Annotated in this window: 14 protein-coding genes; 8 read left to right on the top strand and 6 right to left on the bottom strand. The window is 37.3% G+C overall.

Annotation, left to right across the window (positions count from 1 at the left end; all coding sequences use genetic code 11):
- Window positions 1-11: 11 nt before the first annotated feature.
- Entirely contained in the window at window positions 12-3,752 is a 3,741-nt protein-coding gene (locus A8143_RS04530; protein WP_070137531.1) for a TonB-dependent receptor, read from the bottom strand.
- Window positions 3,753-3,924: 172 nt separating this feature from the next.
- Window positions 3,925-4,215, bottom strand: coding sequence for a hypothetical protein (locus tag A8143_RS04525; protein WP_070137528.1), 291 nt, complete (start codon window positions 4,213-4,215; stop codon window positions 3,925-3,927).
- Here A8143_RS04525 and A8143_RS04520 point away from each other — a divergent pair.
- The gene (locus A8143_RS04520) at window positions 4,214-4,648 is read left to right on the top strand and encodes a hypothetical protein (protein ID WP_070137526.1); all 435 of its coding nucleotides are present in this window, start codon (window positions 4,214-4,216) and stop codon (window positions 4,646-4,648) included. The genes A8143_RS04525 and A8143_RS04520 overlap by 2 nt on opposite strands.
- Before the next feature lie 50 nt (window positions 4,649-4,698).
- Here A8143_RS04520 and ahcY read toward each other — a convergent pair whose 3' ends face one another.
- On the bottom strand, window positions 4,699-6,012 hold the full coding sequence (gene ahcY / locus A8143_RS04515) for an adenosylhomocysteinase (RefSeq protein WP_070137821.1): 1,314 nt from the start codon (window positions 6,010-6,012) through the stop codon (window positions 4,699-4,701).
- A 77-nt stretch (window positions 6,013-6,089) separates the two neighbouring features.
- On the opposite strand from ahcY, the gene A8143_RS04510 reads away from it, so the two are divergent.
- The 7 genes from A8143_RS04510 (at window position 6,090) to A8143_RS04480 (ending at window position 18,749) form a co-directional block, all read left to right on the top strand.
- Window positions 6,090-6,737, top strand: a complete 648-nt coding sequence (locus A8143_RS04510) for a 4'-phosphopantetheinyl transferase superfamily protein (protein WP_070137524.1) — start codon at window positions 6,090-6,092, stop codon at window positions 6,735-6,737.
- A gap of 88 nt (window positions 6,738-6,825) precedes the next feature.
- Entirely contained in the window at window positions 6,826-8,034 is a 1,209-nt protein-coding gene (locus A8143_RS04505) for a Kelch repeat-containing protein (RefSeq protein WP_070137522.1), read from the top strand.
- On the top strand, window positions 8,034-8,774 hold the full coding sequence (locus A8143_RS04500) for a geranylgeranylglyceryl/heptaprenylglyceryl phosphate synthase (protein ID WP_070137520.1): 741 nt from the start codon (window positions 8,034-8,036) through the stop codon (window positions 8,772-8,774). Before A8143_RS04505 ends, A8143_RS04500 begins: the two co-directional genes overlap by 1 nt.
- 2 nt (window positions 8,775-8,776) lie before the next feature.
- On the top strand, window positions 8,777-11,386 hold the full coding sequence (locus A8143_RS04495) for a CotH kinase family protein (RefSeq protein WP_175437484.1): 2,610 nt from the start codon (window positions 8,777-8,779) through the stop codon (window positions 11,384-11,386).
- A gap of 8 nt (window positions 11,387-11,394) precedes the next feature.
- Window positions 11,395-13,713, top strand: coding sequence for an FG-GAP repeat protein (locus tag A8143_RS04490; RefSeq protein ID WP_083261216.1), 2,319 nt, complete (start codon window positions 11,395-11,397; stop codon window positions 13,711-13,713).
- A gap of 9 nt (window positions 13,714-13,722) precedes the next feature.
- Entirely contained in the window at window positions 13,723-15,999 is a 2,277-nt protein-coding gene (locus tag A8143_RS04485) for a T9SS type A sorting domain-containing protein (RefSeq protein ID WP_070137515.1), read from the top strand.
- Between the two features lie 104 nt (window positions 16,000-16,103).
- Complete coding sequence (locus A8143_RS04480; RefSeq protein WP_070137513.1) at window positions 16,104-18,749, top strand: T9SS type A sorting domain-containing protein; 2,646 nt, start codon at window positions 16,104-16,106, stop codon at window positions 18,747-18,749.
- Here the strand turns inward: A8143_RS04480 and thiH are convergent, their stop codons facing one another.
- Genes thiH through A8143_RS04465 form a run of 3 tightly spaced genes read right to left on the bottom strand, consistent with a single transcriptional unit; the run spans window position 18,750 to window position 21,278 of the window.
- The gene (gene thiH / locus A8143_RS04475) at window positions 18,750-19,859 is read right to left on the bottom strand and encodes a 2-iminoacetate synthase ThiH (protein ID WP_070137511.1); all 1,110 of its coding nucleotides are present in this window, start codon (window positions 19,857-19,859) and stop codon (window positions 18,750-18,752) included.
- Between the two features lie 24 nt (window positions 19,860-19,883).
- Complete coding sequence (locus tag A8143_RS04470; protein ID WP_070137509.1) at window positions 19,884-20,657, bottom strand: thiazole synthase; 774 nt, start codon at window positions 20,655-20,657, stop codon at window positions 19,884-19,886.
- On the bottom strand, window positions 20,658-21,278 hold the full coding sequence (locus A8143_RS04465; RefSeq protein WP_070137507.1) for a thiamine phosphate synthase: 621 nt from the start codon (window positions 21,276-21,278) through the stop codon (window positions 20,658-20,660).
- Window position 21,279 lies beyond the last annotated feature (1 nt).

Here is a 21,279-nt window from a genome sequence, read left to right as displayed (position 1 = left end):
ATTGTAAATTATTAAAAGTCGAATTTCACACCTAATCGAATCGTTCTTGGGATACCGTAGTTATAAGGATTTTGAACCTTTAACATATATAACTCTCTATAAGCTTGCTCATCCAATTGATTCTGAATCGAACTTTGGAACTGAGAAGCTGCTAAATAACCATCATCATCTGGGTTACCAGTTGCACGGTATACATTTAATACATTGATAATATTAAATAAGTTAGTCACACGTAAATAAACATTAAGGTAGGCTGCTTTCTTTTTATCTTCATCACTACCAAATTCTAAATCAAAATTACGGTCAATCTGGAAGTCAACACGATATTGCCATGGTTTACGCGATCCATTCAATGAACCATCCAATTGTGCAGAACCTGCAGACAATAACGCTTCTCCAGCAGCTCTATTATATGCTGAATATGGTGTACCAGAACCAATTTGTGTAACGATGTTCATACCCGTATTCTCTAAAACTGCAAAATCGTTAATTACTGGACCATTATAATCTTTTCCTCCACCATATCTATAATCAAATACAATATTGAAACCGTGTCTTTGATCATATGTGTATGGGAAGATTGTTCTTAAATTAGCCTCACCTGAATTAATTAAAGTTAGAGCAGAATTTGGATCAGATCCCGTACCATTCGCAAATTGTAACGTATACGCCGCAGTCATTCTTACATTACCTGTTCTTCTTAAGTCGTAAGAAACTGTTAAACCTTTCACAGTTCCGAAATCTCGGTTACCATAAGTTCTATATTGCACTGGATAAGCAGAGAAAACATTAATCAATTGCACCTGATCCCTTTGCTCTTTGTAGAATGCAGATATTTTAATTGATGAAGTTTTTGATAATACTTGTTGGAACCCTAATTCGTAATCAATTGTCCGTTCTGGTTTCAAATCTGGATTATTAATAATTACACTTCTAGCTTGTAAAAACTGATAATCTGTTGGATTAAATCTATTACCTGTCGTAGGACGTTTAGTTAAGATATCATAATGAGCAAAAAATGATGCTTCATCAGAAATTGGGAATGAGAATGCAACACGAGGCATGAAGTTAATTTGCGCGTCGTAATCTTTAAATGAATCTGCAGTAGGAGATGTTAAAGTATCATTTTGTAACCAAGGTGCTATTCCGTTCGCGCCTTCAAGTAAGGTAGGATCAGAAATCTCAACCCCTGATGCGTCATACCATGTATCACCATTTCTATATCCGTTAATTGCTGTTGGGTTCGATACGTCATTCACGTATACAACATAATCATCACCAATATTATCCGGGTGCACTATTTCTGTTCCGTTTTCGAATGCAGTAGCCTCTCGAACAGTTTTAGCTTCATACAATAAATAAGGGTCTTTTAACACTGGTTGGTTAGCATCATACACATCGACACGAACCCCAACATTGAAGATAATATCATCGAATGCAAACTTATCCATTATATATCCAGACATATAAATCGGCTGGAAAGCTCCAATATGTCTTTTATAGTTACCATTCTCATCAAACTCTGTAAAGTATTTGTTAATATCTGTATTCCCTCTCACTTTCTCACCAGTATGATCATATCCAAACCAAGTGAAATAAGAATTACCAGAATTCAATAACTCATCGGCATTAAACATATCTAATGTAAAAAAGTCTGGATCAATATTATCAATATCGACAAAATCGGTTCCGTCAGTATCCAATCCTAATTTCTTTCTCACATTATAATCGAAAAAATATTGAGCATCACCAAACTCTTGCCCAGTGTACGCACCTTCCGAAGCATTTAATCGGCTGTAAGTAACTCTTGGATAAGTACCATAATAATCAAAAGCTACATTACTTCTGTCTAATTCCAAAATATGGTTATTCATATACTGACGAGCAATTGTCCATAATCCAATTGGTGCACCACCAAAACTTCTATCCCAACGTTGCTCATATTCAAATCCTAATGATATAGCGTGATCATTTAGATTCACAGTTCCCGAACCGGTAACTCTAAACTGATCTGCTTGGCTATAACCATAACTATTGAAAGGTGTCCCCATATTTTCCCAAATTCCGTAAACGTTTTGAGGAACATCACCATTTCTTAAACCATTTCCTTGCTGAATTTGAAATAAGTTTTCATAGTGTCCAACGGGATCACCAGCATAGATATCATAGTACTGACTAGTTATCGCAGCAAAAGCTTCGTTAGTGGTAGAAGGTGTAAACCTAACCAGAGTATCTCTGAATCCATTATGGATCAAACTATCTCCTGCTTGATTGAATTCATATGTTGTTTCTCTGAAAGTTTCAAACTTACCAACATAACCATAATTAAAAATTCGATCTTCATGAGTTGCATCCCATGTACGACCGTGGTTCTGAGAGTAATCAATCATTAATGAATAATACGCACTCTTAATTTTCGAAGTTGACCCTTCTTCATTATTATTAAAACGTTGTGTGAATCGACCATACACTCTCCAATCGTAAGATCTTGACTCTCCAAAATTTTCGAAATTATAAAGTGAATTCGAATAACTATAATTAGCACCCTGAGAGTAAGCCATGTTACCACCAAAGGTCAAGTTAATATTTGGCCCTGCGTTAACATCTAATTTTCCAGCAGCAGAGAAGGCACGACTACGCGCATTCATTCTCCAAGGAACTTGCTCAAATGCAGACAACGACTCATCATCCGAATGTCTTAAAAATTCTGTATTATAATACGCACCCGTTCCTTGTCCTGAAGGTCTAAGTGGACCTAATTTACTTGGATCCAACAATGAATCTCGCACTTCCTTCTTAATTCGGTACGCCCCTCCATTAGCTAACGGTCGCGCATCCAAAACATCTGTATAATTCGCAGATAAAAAGAAGCCTAAGATTGGTTTCGAAGTTGGTTTACCTGAGGAATCCTTTTGCATCAACAAAGGTCCCGAAATCATTCCTTCAAATAAGTTATAAGCATATTTATCCAATCCAAAAACTTTACCATCATAGCCCAATGGATCTTTACCATTAAAATAGAAACCAGAAGTCACCCCTTCGAATGACCCAAAGTATTTTGCTGAAGGACCACGGGTTGTAATCGAAACAATCCCCCCAGTCACATCTCCGTAATTTGCTGGAACACCACCTGTAATAACGGCTACCTCTTGAATTGCGGACTTAGGTAATGAAGAAGAACCTCTAACCTTAATACCATCTATATAATAATAAGTCGCATCTGAACGCGCACCACGCACACTCAAACCATCAGAACCTTCTTGATTATATACACCACCAACTGTTGCTGCAATTCCAGTTGCTGAACGCGTAGGCATTTTTGAAATATCATCTCTTGTAACCGTAGCACCAGAAGCTCCCCCATCTTTATCGATAAGTGGAACTGTATATTCAACCACCTCAACGACATCTAGCATCTCCTCTGAAGTACTCAATTCTACATCAAGCTGAGTTAATTTATCCGAGTTAACTACTACACCTTCTAATTGAACTGTGTTGTACCCAACAAATCTCACTTCAATTGTATATTCACCAGGTGCTAGAGAACTCACTAAAAACTTACCATCGAAATCGGTGGATGCGAACCCCTGTTGTTGACCTCCATTCAGTGCGACAACCTTAACGAAAGGCAAGGCTTCCCCTGTGTTTTTGTCAGTGACCGTACCTTTAATGGAACCGGTTCCAACCTGAGCAAAACCTAAACTTCCTGAAAGAAAGAGGATTGCGCATAAAAAGTTTAGTTTTTTAAGCATAAGTAAGCGTGTTTGTTAAAAAATCTTAAAATACAATAGCCCGTAAATATAGGTAAATTATAATTCAACAGCCAAAAAATAAATAACAAAAATTTAACGAGCGTAAGCCAATTACAAATTTAAAGTTGAATTCGAGAAATGGAAAGAACAGGAAAGCACAATTTAATTCAAATTATACCAGTCTATTATTTTTCATTGGTTTTCCTTTTTGTCTCCTTCTAGCGTTTTTAGCAGCACGTTTCATACGTTTACGTGTCTCTTTGTCTTGATTTTTCCAATGTTTTTTACGTGTTCGTTTTTGTTTTTTATACGTACTTTTAACACGTTTTCCTATAGAAGACTTTTTACCGGACTTGACACTTTTTGCACCTTTATCTTGCACAAAACCATTAAAAGGAACAAAAATGACTGATGCAATAATTATAAATAACTTCGTTATAAGAGTATAGAATCTTTTCTGCATGCAACAAATATATTTAAGATACTTATTAATTGGTTCAATTTTAACAACTTTCTTTTTGACATCGTGTAAAGAAAAGGAATATCCAATACCTAACGTTCCGGTTAACCTGTACATTAACCTGGACTTACCGTCCTACAATGCATTAAATGCTCCAGGTGGCTGGGTATATGTAGAAGGCGGCTCTCGCGGTATTATTATATATCGCAATTTTGACAGTTTTATTGCACTTGATCGTCACTCCACTTATGAGCCTGAAAAAGAATGTGCAATTGTATCGGTAAATCCGGACAATAATTTTGAGCTACTAGATAGTTGTTCAGAATCAAAATATAGCATCATTAGCGGTGTTGTCATTAAAGGACCTGCTCAACATGGTTTGAGAAGATATAATACCTATTGGGATGGAGCCTATACCGTTAGTGTTTATAATTAAAAAAGGCCTCACATAACGTGAAGCCTTTTTCTATAAAAGTTTCTATTCGATTAATATCTATAGTGCTCCGGTTTAAATGGACCTTCTACTTCTACTCCAATATATTTAGCTTGATCCTCAGATAAAGTCTCTAGTTCAACTCCAATTTTTGCAAGGTGAAGTTTTGCAACTTTTTCATCTAAGTGCTTTGGCAACATATACACGTCATTCTCATAATTATCTGAATTGTTCCACAATTCAATCTGAGCCAACGTTTGGTTTGTGAAAGAATTTGACATTACAAAAGAAGGGTGTCCTGTTGCACAACCTAAATTAACTAGTCTTCCTTCTGCTAAAAGAATAATATCATTACCTTTTACATTATAAAGATCCACTTGCGGCTTAATCTCTGTTTTTGATTCACCATAGTTATTATCTAACCAAGCTACATCAATTTCATTATCAAAATGTCCGATATTACAAACGATAGCTTTATCCTTCATCTTTTCGAAATGACGCCCTACGATAATATCTTTGTTACCCGTAGTTGTCACAACGATATCTGCTTCAGCAACTGCATTATCCATTGTTTTAACCGCAAAACCATCCATAGCGGCTTGCAATGCACAAATTGGATCAATTTCAGTAACGATTACTCGAGCTCCAGCACCTCTTAAAGACGCTGCAGAACCTTTACCTACATCTCCATACCCAGCAACAACGGCAACTTTCCCAGCCATCATTACATCAGTTGCTCTTCTTATTGCATCAACTAAAGACTCTTTACAACCATATTTATTATCAAACTTAGATTTGGTAACAGAATCGTTCACATTGATCGCTGGCATTACTAATGTGCCATTCTTAACTCGTTCATATAAACGATGAACTCCAGTCGTTGTTTCCTCAGATAAACCTTTAATATCTTTAGTTAACTCAGGGAATCGATCGAAAACCATATTTGTTAAGTCTCCACCATCATCTAAAATCATATTTAATGGTTTTCCTCCTTCAAAAGCATGTAATGTTTGTTCGATACACCAATCAAACTCTTCTTCATTCATACCTTTCCATGCAAAAACTGGAATACCCGCAGCTGCAATTGCCGCAGCAGCTTGATCTTGAGTTGAGAAAATATTACAAGATGACCAAGTAACCTCAGCACCTAACTCCACTAATGTTTCAATTAATACCGCAGTTTGAATTGTCATGTGCAGACATCCTGCAATTCTTGCTCCAGCTAATGGCTTAGACGCTCCATACTCTTCCCTCAACGCCATTAGACCAGGCATCTCAGCTTCTGCTAAACGAATTTCTTTTCTACCCCAATCTGCTAGGCTAATATCTTTAACTTTGTACTTCACTTGTTCTTGTGTATTACTCATTTTTTTCAATTTTTCTTTGAATGATAATGCAAAAGTACAAAACAAGTTTCTAATTTGCACCATATAAAGTAAAAGCATTGAAATTTCAAATCAACCATATCTTAAACTCCAAAAACGCGACAATCAAATTATTAAGCTATAATCATTGTCGTTTGGAGGATTTAAATTTTTCAATTCTTACCAAAGAAGAACTCAAGAGACTTTATAGTTTCAAATCCGACAAAAGAAAATTAGAGTTTTACTTTACACGTTTTTTATGGAGTCGTTTTTCTGAATTTGAACCTATAACTTATGAAGGAACTGGTAAGCCTCACATTGAAAACGGACATATCAGTATATCACACTCCAAAAAAACAATTGCAATTGCATATTCACCAATTTATCATATTGGTATTGACATCGAACATTTTAATCCAAAAATCAAAAAAATAGCTCGAAAATTTTTATCCACCTATGAAATAGAAAAGTTTGATTTAAATGACCCTCCAACTATTACAACCTTATGGAGCATTAAAGAGGCAATGTATAAAGTTTTAAATATTCCTGGACTCATTTTCAAAGAGCATCTCAAAATTATTCAAGTAGGCTCTAACAATAAGGTAGAACTAAACTATTTAAAACAAAATAAAACCTACCCATTTAAACGACTTGTTTTTAACGATTTTATTTTAACCTACTGCGAACAAGACATTATACTGAAAGAAATTCAGTCGTCCATCGAATAATTCTTTAATTTTGCCGATTACAAGATTCAGAAATCAAACCATTCGGTATGATTTTCGTATTTTAGATAGAAAACCAACCTGTTTAAGGATGAATAGACAATTACTACCATTAGCAATTTTGCTTTTTCTTGCAACAATTTGTTTAGCTGGAGGAAGGACTTGGTACAAAAAGTCAAATGTTGGTGGTGATGCTCGTCATCGTTGCACTGCATTTTCTATTGGAAACAAAGGGTATTATGGTGGTGGTCATGTTAATTCAGGAACCGTCATCACTTACAAGGATTATTGGGAATATGACCCTGCAACAAACACATGGACGCAGATTGCTGATTTTGGTGGAGGTCTTCGATACCACTCAAGTGCATTTACCATCGATGGTATTGCCTATGTTGGCGGGGGTGAAGATCACTATTCTAATTACACAAACGACTTTTGGAAATACATACCAGCAATAAACACCTGGTATCCAATAGCAGATTTACCAGCTGAACCAAGACGTGGTGGTGTTGCATTTTCCATTAACAACAAAGGTTATTATGGTACTGGACAGTCTTTACTAGGCTATCACAGTGATTTTTATGTTTATGATCCTGAAATAAATGAATGGGACACCATTGCAAGTATGCCTGGCGAACCAAGAAATGCAGCGGTTTCATTCACATACAATAATGTTGGCTATGTTGGCACAGGTCACAAAGTCGGCGAGGCTTTAAATGATTTTTACGCCTATCATCCGGAATCAGACACCTGGACAACTTTAAGTAATGTCGGTGGATCTATACGACAAGACGCAACAGGATTCTGCATTGACAACAAAGGTTATATTGGATTAGGTAATGACAATATCGGTAATGACTTCAGAGATATTTGGGAATATGATTTCGAAACAGATACTTGGACGCAAATAGCAGATTTCCTTGGTGAAAAACGAAGGTATGCTGCCACTTTCACTATTAACAATACACCTTATGTCATTGGCGGCACCGATGGAACAAATTTCAAAGATACCTGGGCCTTTTCACCTGCACTATCTGTGGACAACGAAACATTAAAAAATTTTCAAATATACCCCAATCCGACTACCGATATTTTAAACATATCCCTTGAACAAAATGGAATTGAAAAAAGCAATTATCAACTTGAAATAATTAATTTAAAAGGAGAAGTCGTTGTAAGTAAAAGCATACAAAAAAATCCAGAAAAAATTAATTTATCTAACTTAAGTAAAGGTGTATATACCGTTCAAGTTAAACGGGACAATAGTCTCATACAACACCAAAAAATTGTTCTTCAATAATGCAAGATTTATATCAAATATTAAATAATGGTAAAAAGAAGATTGCAATTCTAATTGACCCAGACAAGGTCAATTCAGACGAAGAACTCATTGAATTATTAGAAAAAATAAATTTCCTCTCACCTAGTTTCATTTTTATTGGCGGGAGTACGGTAGAAGCAAAACTATTTCAACGCGTCGTAAAATTAACTAAGAACAACAGCACTATTCCTGTAATTATTTTCCCGGGCGCACATCACCAAATTAGTGACAAAGCTGATGGGATACTATTTCTTTCCTTAATTTCCGGTAGAAATCCTGATTTTTTAATTGGCCATCAGATTGAATCGGCTCATCAATTAAAAAAGATGAACGTTCAAACCATACCTACCGGTTATATATTGATTGATGGCGGAAAAACAACGACAGTTTCTTATGTTAGCCAAACCACTCCAATACCTGCTGACCAACAAGGGATTGCCATTAAAACAGCCATAGCTGGAGAAACACTTGGCTTAAAATGCATCTTCATGGATGCAGGAAGTGGCGCTAAAAACTCGGTTACATCTGAAATGATTAAAGCGGTTAAACAGAATATTGATATACCATTAATTATAGGAGGGGGAATTCGTTCCAAAGAACAAATAAAAGCCGCTTTCCAAGGGGGGGCTGATTTGGTTGTAATTGGAAACAGAATTGAAGAAGATACAGATTTTTTACTCGACATCAATGAAGCTATGTTGAACTATGTAAACGAATGAAAATGAAATTGATTTTAAGCTATATCGCCGCCTTTATTATAGTTCCAGTATTCAGTCAGGTACTCACACCTCCGATAACAAATGCTGAAGCAGGAATTTACACTGATCCTATCTCAGTAGAGCTCTACCATCCAGAACCTGGAGTAACTATTTTTTACACTTTGGACGGAAGTGAGCCCACTGTAGCAGACAATATTTATAGTGGACCCATTCTACTTGGCGAGCGCACTGAAGAAGTCGACATATTTACAACGATTCCTACAAATCCAGCTTTGACATACCCATACGGCACCTACAGTGCAGGTCGGGCTGCAAGCAGAGGATGGGTAACGCCCTTCGCCAATAGCTATAAGGTCAATATTCTTCGATACAAAGCTTTCAAACCTGGGTATGCCCCAAGTCCAACACAGACAAAAACCTTCATGGTAGATCCATTAGGCACAAATCGCTTCAGTATTCCCATTCTCTCAATTGCCATGGATTACGATGATATTTTTTCTGATGAAGAAGGCATTTATGTGTACGGAAACCATCCCGATGGAAACTACGAGCAAAAAGGTAGAGATTGGGAACGAATAATGAGTCTTGAATTTTTTGAAAAAGACGGAACATTAACATTATCGCAAGATTGTCGAACGAGAATACACGGAGGAGGAAGTAGACATGCTCCGAAAAAAACATTTAGAGTTTATGCTGAAACGGGTGAGTTTACAAACTTCAAAATACCATTTTTCACAGATACTGACCAAGCAAAATTCAAACGTATATTATTAAAAGCCGGAGGTCATCGACCTGATTGTTTTCCGAGAGATGATTTAGCCAACATGTTAACGGAAGGACTCAACGTTGAAAAACAACACTTTAGGCATGTAATTGTTTTTATAAACGGTGAATATTGGGGAATTCATTCCATTAAAGAAAGATTAGATCAGTATTTCATCCAAAATCTATATGGAATTGACGACAACGACATTACTTTATTAGATCAAGAATATGACTTACAAGGAGGTGGCAATGCAGCTGACAGTGCGAAATTAAAAAATCTTGAAAATTTTATTATTGCCAATGACATGAACGACCCTAATAATTTTAAGTACGTTGATCATCGTATAGACATTGCTAACTACATTGATTATATGTGCGCCGAAATATTTTTAAGTAATGAAGATTGGGTGTATTCCAACGTAAATATTTGGAAAAGAACAGGAGATTATAACCCAGCTTTAGGAAGAGGACATGATGGCAAATTTCGCTGGGCACTATATGATTTGGACGGCGCTTTTGGCGGTTCATGCGACCAAGCCTATTATACTGTCAACACCCTAGCGGCTGCGACAGTTGAGGAAGGCGTATTTTCTTCTTACTCTCGCTTTTTCAGAGGTTTATTAGAAAGTGATAAGTTTCGTTTCATGTTCATAAATCGAATGAGTGACTTAACTAATTCTTGGTTTAAGAGCAGTGTAATGCATGACAAAATTGATTCAATTTACAACATGATCACCCCTGAAATATACGAAAATGCGGTTCGATGGAGGTATCCCGCCTTCGCAAATACTCTTGAAGAGCGTTATGACGAAGTACCAAGTATAGACCGCTGGAATGAATTGTTCGATTTACTGCACATTTTTGCGTCACGTCGACAACGTAAAATAAGAGAACATTTTATGCTAAGATGGGGGTTCGCCGACACCAATAAGCTTACAGTCAGTGTGAACGATATAGAGATGGGGAGGGTTCAAGTAAATTCCATTTTAATAAACAAAAACCTACCTGGAACAAGTGCCGAGTTATACCCCTGGACGGGAGACTATATAGATGATGTCGAGACTCCCTTAATAGCTGTTCCTCTACCTGGTTACCGATTTGTAGAATGGGTTGGTACAGGAATTACCAACGACACTTTATTTTGGTTAGCATCAGGAGACACCACATTCACCGCTCTATTCGAACCTGACCCGTCCTTCAAACCTATTAGAATTAATGAATTAATGCTCTCGAACGATACTTATTTGACAGATAATTTTGGAGAATACGATGACTGGTTGGAATTATACAATCCTAACAATTATACCGTTAATTTATCAGGATCAACACTTAAGAAAGACGGAATATCGTGGGTTATACCTAATGATTTTAGCATACCAGCGAATGGTTATCAACTTTTTTGGCATGATAAAGATTTATACCAAGGACCAAATCATGTCAATTTTAAATTAAATAATGGCGTAGATACTGTATTCTTGTGTGACCCCAATGGCGTCGAAATGGATCAGCTAATTTACAAGGTAACTCCTACAGATAATTCTTTTGGCCGTTACCCTAATGGATCTGAAACGTTTGCCAATTTCACTTACCCAACACCTTTACAAAACAATAACTACTCGAGTGTAGAGGAACAAATAGTAATACTTACAGATTTAAAAGCCTATCCTAACCCATCAAGTTCATATGTAAACTTCAACAAACCTGTTTCATTCCAACTTTTTGATTTGAATGGTAGATTGATTGCTGCGTACAACTCGACTCAATCCATAGACATCAGTCCCTTGGAAAGAGGAATTTATTTTATAACCACAACCGAAAACGAAAAAATAAAAATCATTAAAAACTAGCCCAAAACATGAAGCTTTATTTTCTTATCATATTAGTAGGCATTTCCTTTACTTCCAATAGTCAATTATTTTCGGAAGTGGTTAAGGCAGTTGGATTTGACAGAGATGAAGGAGACCGTTTTGGATATGCCGTTTCATTAGATAATAATGTTGCCGTAATTGGAGCATATACTGATGATATCACTCCACCAGAACCAAATACTGGCGCAGTTTACGTGTATGAAAAGGTGGGCGTTAGTGACTGGTCTTTTACTCAAAAATTAACTCCTGAAGATTATGACTTATATGATCGATTTGGAAATTCAGTAGCCGTTCATGAAAATTTCATTGTTGTTGGAGCATACGCTGAAGATCATGATGAAAACGGCGATAATGAGCTATCCAGGGCAGGATCCGCCTATATTTATGAAAAAGGGGAAGATGGTGTTTGGAATCAAGTCCAAAAAATTGTGGCCTCGGACCGTGAAGAAAATGATCAGTTTGGATGGGATGTTGCCATTCACAATGAAACAATTATCGTTGGAGCACTAACACAGAGTCGAGATGAAGTTGGAGACAATTATATTCACCATGCGGGCGCAGCCTATATATTTGAACGAGATGAAGAGGGTGAATGGCTTCAATCCCAAAAAATAGTAGGATCAGACCGTGCACCCGATATCACATCTCCTGACGGCTCAATGGGTGATAATTCCGATCATTTCGGAGGATCCGTACATGTGTACAACAATTATCTCATTGTAGGGGCATATCAACAAGATTTAAATGCTGAAGGAGGCGACCCGATATCACAAGCGGGCAAAGCTTATATTTTTGAAAAGATTGGTCCAACATGGGTAGAAACAGCAATTTTAGTGAATGCTGACCGCGCTGAAGAAGATCAATTTGGATATGATGTTGCCATATCCGAAGAATTTGCGATTGTCGCTGCGTATTCAGAAGACGAAGATGCCTCTGATGCAAACACAATGAACAATGCGGGATCATGTTATATCTTTGCGCGAAATCCAGACGGTGAATGGATTGAAAGTCAAAAAATTGTTGCTTCTGACAGAAGTGTAGGTGACCGATTTGGATGGTCAGTTGACATTGCCGATTCAACTATAATTGTTGGAGCTATAGAATGCAGCACTAACGAGAACGATGAAGAGTCACTAACTGACGCAGGTGCTGGATATGTTTTTATATATGACGAAGAAACCTCAACTTGGATTGAAAATCAAAAAATAGACGCTTCAGACCGCCAAGCTTTTGATTTACTGGGCGGTACAGTGTCAGTCTATGGAGATGCAATATTAATGGGCGCCTATCAACACAGCTATGATCTGGAAGGTGACAATTATGAAAGTGAATCTGGATCAGCCTATTTTTATTCAAGAACCTATTGCACACCATCTTCAAGCAGTCAAACAATAACACTCTGCGCCGGTCAAACAGTTTCAGTAGGTCCAAATACTTATAGCGAAACAGGAGAATATGAAGACATTCTTTTAAATGAATCAGGATGTGATAGCATCATCACAACGAACCTGACAGTAATGCCTGCACCAACATATTCGCAAACAGTTGAACTCTGTTACGGTTATGCATATGACATTGCAGGAACATCACACAGTGAAACTGGTGAATATATCGACACAGTATCAACATTCAGTGGTTGTGACAGTATCGTTTACACCAACTTAACCATCAAGCCAGAAAATACAGTAACTCAAGAAATCACCATCTGTTGGGGCGAAAGTTTCAAGATTGGGGCATCAACCTATACCGAGCCTGGCACTTACATCGATGTATTAACTTCTCATGATCTTTGCGACAGTATTATCACGACAATTTTAAACGTTCAATTACCCGTAGACAATTCTCTTTCGCAAACGCTAAACGTCTTGACTGCGGGTAGTGAAAGTGCCACTTATCAATGGGCAAAATGTGATCCTTTTGAAATTATTGAAGGAGCAACGACAAGGGAATACTGGGCTCCTACAACTGGTAAATATGCTGTCATTGTAACCGAAGAATTCTGCACGGATACGTCCGCATGTCTCTACGTCGATCAACTTGATATTAACGACAATATCTCTTCAAAGATAACATGTTATCCTAATCCAAATAATGGAAGCTTTTGGATTGATGGACCTCAAGATGAACTCTTCAAATCGTACTGGCAACTGATTAATCCTTTGGGAGAAATTATTGAGAAAATAGAAATAAAAAAACTCCCATATTCTGTAAATTTCAACAACCTTGCGCCTGGCTTATACGTTTTAATAGGTACAACAAACAGTGAACACATCGTAATCAAACAAATTTTAATTGAATCTTTTTAAACTATTCTTATGAAGCATTTCGTCTTACTCATTTTTAGTTTTTCTTTCAATATTGGGCTATTTTCTCAAGTATTTGATGAATTAATGAAAGTTGTCGCTGCAGATCGAGGAGCAGTAGATAGATTCGGTTGGGCCGTCGATATTCATGAAGATGTAGCTGTTGTCGGTGCCTATGGCGATGATTTTGGAGATTTAGACCCAAACATGGGCTCCGTTTATGTTTATGAAAAAACAGGAGGTGAATGGATTCAAATTCAAAAACTCATCAACTCCGACCAAGAAGATTATGACCGATTTGGTTGGTCCGTAGCGATAGATGGCGACTATATTGTTGTTGGTGCTTATGGTGAAGACGACGATGAAATCGGTGAAAACACAATGTCTAAAGCGGGATCAGCATATATTTTTGAACGAGGCGATGATGGCCTTTATACTGAAATTCAGAAAATTGTTGCTGCCGATCGAGCTGCTGGTGATGAATTTGGATTTGCTGTTGAAATTCATGGAAATACCATTGTGGTTGGAGCGCATATTGATGATAAAGATGAATTGGGTGGTGACCCACTCTATCATGCAGGTTCAGTTTATATATTCGACAGAGCTATTGATGGGGTTTGGAGTCAAAGCCAAAAAATAGTAGCACCTGACCGGTCTGAAGGAACAGTTTATGAAGAAGGGCATGAAGACTGGAATGATCGCTTTGGGTATTCTTTGGGCATTTGGAATGATTATCTTGTCGTTGGAGCTCCATTTGCGACGAAAGCTTATGTTTTTGAACGATCTGGAGGATTTTGGTCGCATGCTTCTAACCTTACCTATCCTGGTATAAACTTTATTGATCGGGCAGGTATTAGTGTAGCAATTGATTCTACAACCATTGTAATTGGTGCCCAAACCGAAGATTTAGACGCTGATGGAGAGGCCGAACTTACAAATGCAGGAGCAGCTATAATCTATAAAAGAGTTGCGCCTGAATTTTGGATTCTTCATCAAAAAATAACACCTGGTGACCGCCATGCAGGTGATCATTTTGGCAGTAGTGTTTCTATATTTGAAGACTTTGTCGTTGTTGGTACACACAGTGATGACCACGATGAATTTGATGAAGATGTGCAACCAGACGCAGGTTCACTTTACTTATTTGAAAGACAAGAAGATGAATCATTCCTTGAAATAAAAAAGCTTGATGCTTCGGATAGACATGCTGAAGATGAATTAGGGATATGCGTTGCTATTCACGGTAACACAATAATTGCCGGAGCTTTTCAGCAAGACGAAATACCTGGAGGTGGAGATTATCTTGAAGATGCAGGTGCAGCATATTTTTATACGAATGATCCTGATGACCCTGGAGACGGTTGCTTAACTGTAACGCATGAACAAAGTATAACAATTTGCTTTGATACATCCTATGAAATTGGAGACAGTGTCTATTCATCCTCAGGAACATATACAAACACACTTACAAATGCATTAGGCTGCGATAGTATTGTTACTACAGAACTTACTGTACTTGAAGAATATTTCAATGAAGAAGATGTGGAAATATGTTTCGGAACCAGTTATGAAATTGGTGATGCAACTTATACAGAAAGTGGCACTTACACCACCATTTTAGTCGGTGAGAGCGGGTGCGATAGCACAGTGGTCAGTCACCTTACAATAGGAGATGAAATAAGCTCTGAAATGTCACACAGCTTATGCTATGGTGAATCAATCACAGTTGGAGAAAATACCTATACGACCAGTGGAACATACACTGATATCTTAACAGCCATCAATGGATGTGACAGCGTTATAACATCGATAATAACTGTTGCAGATGAAATTAATACGAGTCTATCAGTTAGTGGATTAACCATAACCTCCCCAACAGTTGGATTGACTTATCAATGGTATAATTGTGATACTGAAACTATAATCGACGGGGCTACTGAAAATACCTTTACTGCAACTGAAAATGGTAATTACAGTTTAATAATTACGAATGACGATTGCCACGATACAACTGGTTGTATACTAATAATTGGGGTAGGTATTGAAAACGAAAACACAATTGAAGACATAAAAATATACCCCAATCCGAGCCAAGGAGTATTCATGATTAATGGAACGAAATTAGAAGGCTTAAACTATAGAATATACAACGTGTTGGGTGAAACAATAATAACAGATAGATTTACAAGTAATCAAAGTAGTTTTAACCTCGAAGGTATTGGTGAAGGAATCTATTTTTTGCAGCTTGAAGGATCCACAGAAACCAGAAAAATAATTCTCACCAAATAAATCATGCTTAACTAATTAACACCATAAGAAATTGACAGCAAGATTATTTAGTTTTGCATAATTGAAAAAAATGTTCCCACATATAAATCAGTGAATTGGGTAAAATGAATTTTAGAATAGCAAATATTATTTTAAGCTGCGTATTCGGATCTATCTCCTTTGGACAAACCTATGAGGAGGTTTTTAAAACAGTAGCCTTTGATCGTGCAGCTGAAGACCGTTTAGGCTATTCCGTTGACATCTCGGAAAACTATGCAATTGTAGGTGCTTATGGAGACGATTTTGGTGGTAGCAACCCCAATATGGGATCCGCTTATATTTTTGAAAAAACAGGTTATGACAATTGGGAGTTTGTGCAAAAAATTTCTAATTCTGACCAAGATGATTACGATCGATTTGGCTGGTCAGTAGCATTATTCGGCGAATATGCCGTTATTGGTGCGTATGCGGAAGATCATGACATCGATGATGACAATTACCTCGCTTCAGCAGGTTCGGTGTATATCTTCAAACGTAATGAAGTAGGTTCATGGGAGGAAGAAGCGAAAATTGTGGCCAGTGATAGACAAGAAGATGATGAATTTGGTTGGTCGGTAGACATTTACGACTCAACCATTGTTGTTGGGGCGCATCACGAGGGACACAATGTTAGCGGAGGAGCGTATGAATATCATGCAGGTTCCGTTTATATTTTTGACAAGAATAGTGATGGTGATTGGATTGAAACACAAAAGATTGTGGCTTCACATCGAAGCGACGATCATCATTATCCAAATGGTCGGCCAGATGAGGAAGATTTATCCGATTTATTTGGTGGTTCGGTTGCCATCTGGGGAGATTATTTAATAGCAGGCTCACACATGCATGATTATGGTTTGGGAGGTGTTGGAACTGGTTTTCGTTGGAATCAAGGTGCGGCATACATATTTGAACGTAGTGATGGGACCTGGAGTGAAGTTCAAAAAATACAAGCCAACATACAAACAGCGTGGGATCGCTTTGGTTGGGCTGTAGATCTTGATTCGAATATAGCTGTAATAGGTGTCCCTACTGAGGATGAAAGTGAATTTGAAGGAGCCTCCTTAATGAACGCAGGTGGCGCTTATATTTTTGAGCGTGATGCAGATGGTGATTGGATTCAACAACAAAAATTAGACGCCAGTGATCGAACAACTGGAGACCATTTTGGTCAATCCGTTTCAATTGAAAACAATTATTTAGTTATTGGTGCAGAGCAAGAAGATTTAGCTGCCGAACTAGCTGATCCAGAATTATTCAATGCAGGAGGAGCTTATATCTTCGAAAAAGATGAAGATGGCGATTGGATTGAAATCCAAAAAATAGATGCGGGAGATAGACAGGCTGAAGATTATTTTGGATGGTCTGTTGGCGTTTCAGGTCACTCTGTTATTGTAGGAGCTTGGCAACAAGACTTGAATGAAAATGGTGAGGATGCAATTGAAGATGCCGGTGCCGCTTATATCTACAGTTCACTAGTCTGTGAACCTTATACACAAGAAAACGACATCACAATTTGTTACGATGAATTTTACAATGTTGCCGGTAATAGTTATAACGAAACAGGTACATACACTGATTCTCTAAAAACGGTCAATGCTTGCGATAGTATAATTATCACAAACCTAACTGTTACAGAGCCCATTTATTTTTCACAAACACCTTCGATTTGTGCGGGCGATACTTTTGAAACAGGTTTGAGTGTTTACGACGAAAACGGAACGTATTATGATACACTCACTGCGTTAACTACAGGTTGCGACAGCATTATTATAACAGAATTAACGATTATAGAACCTATATACTTTAATCAATATCCGACAATTTGTTCGGGTGTTTCATTTGAAGTTGGAGATGAAAGTTACAACGAAACTGGAGTCTATATTGACTCATTAGTTGCGGCAACTGGCTGCGATAGTATTGTAATTACAGAGCTCACGGTCACACCTCCAATCGTTTATTCTCAAGATATTTATAGGTGTTATGGTGAAAGTTTTAGTGTCGATGATTCTATTTACACCGTATCAGGAACCTATACAAATTACCTCTCAACACCTGAAGGATGTGATAGCACTGTTATCACAAACTTAACTATTGAAGCACAAAACCTACGCACCCAAAACTTCATTCTTTGTTATGGAGAAGGTGTTGAAGTAGGTGAAAACTTTTACACGAATACTGGAATTTTTTATGATACATTGGTTTCTTACACGGCGTGCGATAGTATCATCATTACTGATTTATACATCCTGCCAGCTATAAACACAGATATCAATCAAGATTTTGATCACTTAACAGCAGGAGATCCAGCTATATTATCCACTACCTTCCAATGGATAGATTGCAATACTGACGAATGGTTAATTGAACAAACTGAAAGAAGTATGAAGGCTCCTTATAACGGTAATTTTGCAGTAATTATAACAGATGGCGCATGCCAGGACACTTCTGAATGCGTAATCGTAGAAGGACTGTCGACCGAAAAAAACGAACTCAATACATTCAAAATTTACCCTAACCCCACTAATGGAGCATTTCTAATTGAACTTCCTTCTTCATTAAAACCGACTCAATTCCAATATGAAATTGTTAATGAATTAGGTCAAACTGTATATCAAAATAAAAGTACGCAAGCAGTTATTTCGATTGATTTAAATCTACAACCGGGAGTTTACCTAGTTAAGATGTATTTTAATGATATAATTCAAGTTAAGAGGGTTGTGATACGGTAATTATTGTAAAACTTTGTCCCAACCTTTAAAAACGGGTTCATAACCTTGATCTTTGATTGCTTGAATGAAAGACGCTGTTGAGCGCTTATCATGGATTTCAAATTGTTCCAAATTTACGTTAGGATTAGCATATCCACCTGGATCTGTCTTAGAATCGGCACTAATTGATGTGATACCTAGTTTAATAATATTATTTCTAAACGATTCAGATTCACGCGTGGACATTGACAATTCTACCTCCTGATTAAAAATACGGTAAGCACAAATAAGCTGCACTAGTTCACGGTCAGACATTATTGATTTAAGTTCCACCCCTCCAGCACATGGTCTTAGACGCGGAAATGAAATCGAGTAATTAGCTTGCCAATATTTTTTCTCCAAATAATCTAAATGCGCTGCAGCATAAAACGAATCTGTTCGCCAATCTTCCAAACCAATTAATACCCCTACACCCATTTTATGAATACCGGCTCTACCCATTCTATCATGTGTATCCAAACGGTAATTAAAATTTGATTTTTTTCCTTTTGGGTGATGCTTTTTATAGTTCTCCTTATGGTAAGTTTCTTGATAAACCAAAACTGTATTCAATCCTTCCTCTATAAGTTCGCGGTAATCAGTCTCATCTAATGGTTGCACTTCCATGGCAATGTGCGAAAAATGAGGTTTAAGTAAACGAATCGCATTCTTAAAATAATCAACACCGACCGTCCGGTTAGCCTCACCGGTTACTATTAACACATGATCATAACCATATGATTTAAGCACACTAACCTCGTTTAAGATTTCTTCATCCGACAATGTTTTTCGATCAATCTTCACATCTAAACTAAAACCACAATAAGTGCAAATATTTTGACATTCATTCGATAAATAAAGTGGTGCATACATTTGAATGGTCTTACCAAATCGCTGCAGTGTTAAGGCCTGACTTTTTTGCGCCATTTCTTCCAAAAATGGCGCTGCAGCCGGAGAAATCAACGCTTGAAAATCTTCTAAATTAGGCTGATTGCTACTCAATGCTTTCCGCACATCATCAGCCGTTTTGCTATAGATTTGCTCTTTAACAGTTGACCAGCTATAATTTTCTATTTCCTCTGTAAAACTCATCTTATCAATCGCTTCAAATTAAAATTAATCCAAAAATGCAGTTAATGGACTGCTCGCATTTGCCTGACTGGAAGCTACTCCAAGTTTGGCATGATATGCCATTCGACCAGCATCAACAGCTATACGAAAAGCGTTTGCCATCTGCACAGGATCTTTTGCCACTGCTATCGCCGTATTAACCAAAACTGCATCGGCACCTAACTCCATTGCATAAGCCGCGTGTGAAGGCGCCCCAATTCCTGCATCTACAACAACAGGCACATCGGCTTGTTCTATTATTATTCTTAAAAAATCATCTGTCCTTAATCCTTTATTACTGCCTATTGGTGAACCCAGTGGCATTACTGCCTGAACACCTACATCTTGCAACCTTCTTGCTAGTACAGGGTCAGCATGAATATAGGGCAACACAACAAATCCCTTTTTAACTAATTCTTCAGCAGCCAATAATGTTTCAATTGGATCGGGCATTAAATATTTCGGGTCAGGATGAATTTCAAGTTTAATCCAGTTGGTATCCAAAGCCTCACGCGCTAATTCCGCCGCAAAAACAGCTTCTTTAGCCGTTCTTACACCTGAAGTATTAGGCAACCAATTAAACTTTGCTTTTGGTAGGTGAACTAGGATATCATCTTCACTATTATCTACATCCACCCGTTTCAAAGCCATTGTTACAAGTTCAGATCCAGAGACCGTCAAAGCATCTTCCATTTCTTTGTTTGATCGAAATTTACCTGTACCTGTAAACAAACGTGAATTAAACGTTTTATCTCCAATTCTTAATTTATCCGCATTCATTTAATTCAAAATTTTATTGATTCGTTCCACCAAGTCTTTTTTGTTTGATGCTGTTCTAACCAAACCTGAAACAGCGACGCCTGTAATTCCAGTTTCTTTTTTTAAAAGTTTAATATCCTCTAACGTTAAGCCACCTATTGCAAAAACAGGTATCCTTAAAGTACAATCAGATTTTGGTACGATGTGATTATACCCCTTCAAACCGAGAATTGGACTTAGTTTCTTTTTAGTATTTGTTGTTCTAAATGGTCCTAGACCAATATAATTAGCTCCTGCAAGTTGATGCTTTAAACAGTCTTTTAATTGATTTGCTGTACCACCAATAATTTTACCTTCACCTAATAAATGACGAGCTTGAGAAATAGGCATATCCTCTAATCCAAGATGCACACCATCCGCATTTAATTTTTTGGCTAATTCGACCCGATCATTAATCAAAAAAACAGCCGTATTGGCACAAAGCAGTTGAACCTCTTTAGCAATCGTTTCAATATCTAATTCATCTTGCTTAATTCTAAGCTGAATCCATTTGCAACCTGCATTAAGAACTGCTTTTACCTCATCAATAATTTCTTGATGAGAAGCACCATTGGTTATATATTGTAGTTTGTGTAATTCCATT

Source organism: Crocinitomix algicola (genome assembly GCF_001661595.2).
In the GTDB taxonomy this organism is placed as follows: Bacteria; Bacteroidota; Bacteroidia; order Flavobacteriales_D; family Crocinitomicaceae; genus Crocinitomix; species Crocinitomix algicola.
The sequence above is the reverse complement of the archived record's forward strand: the minus strand, read 5'-3'. Positions and strand labels throughout refer to the sequence as shown.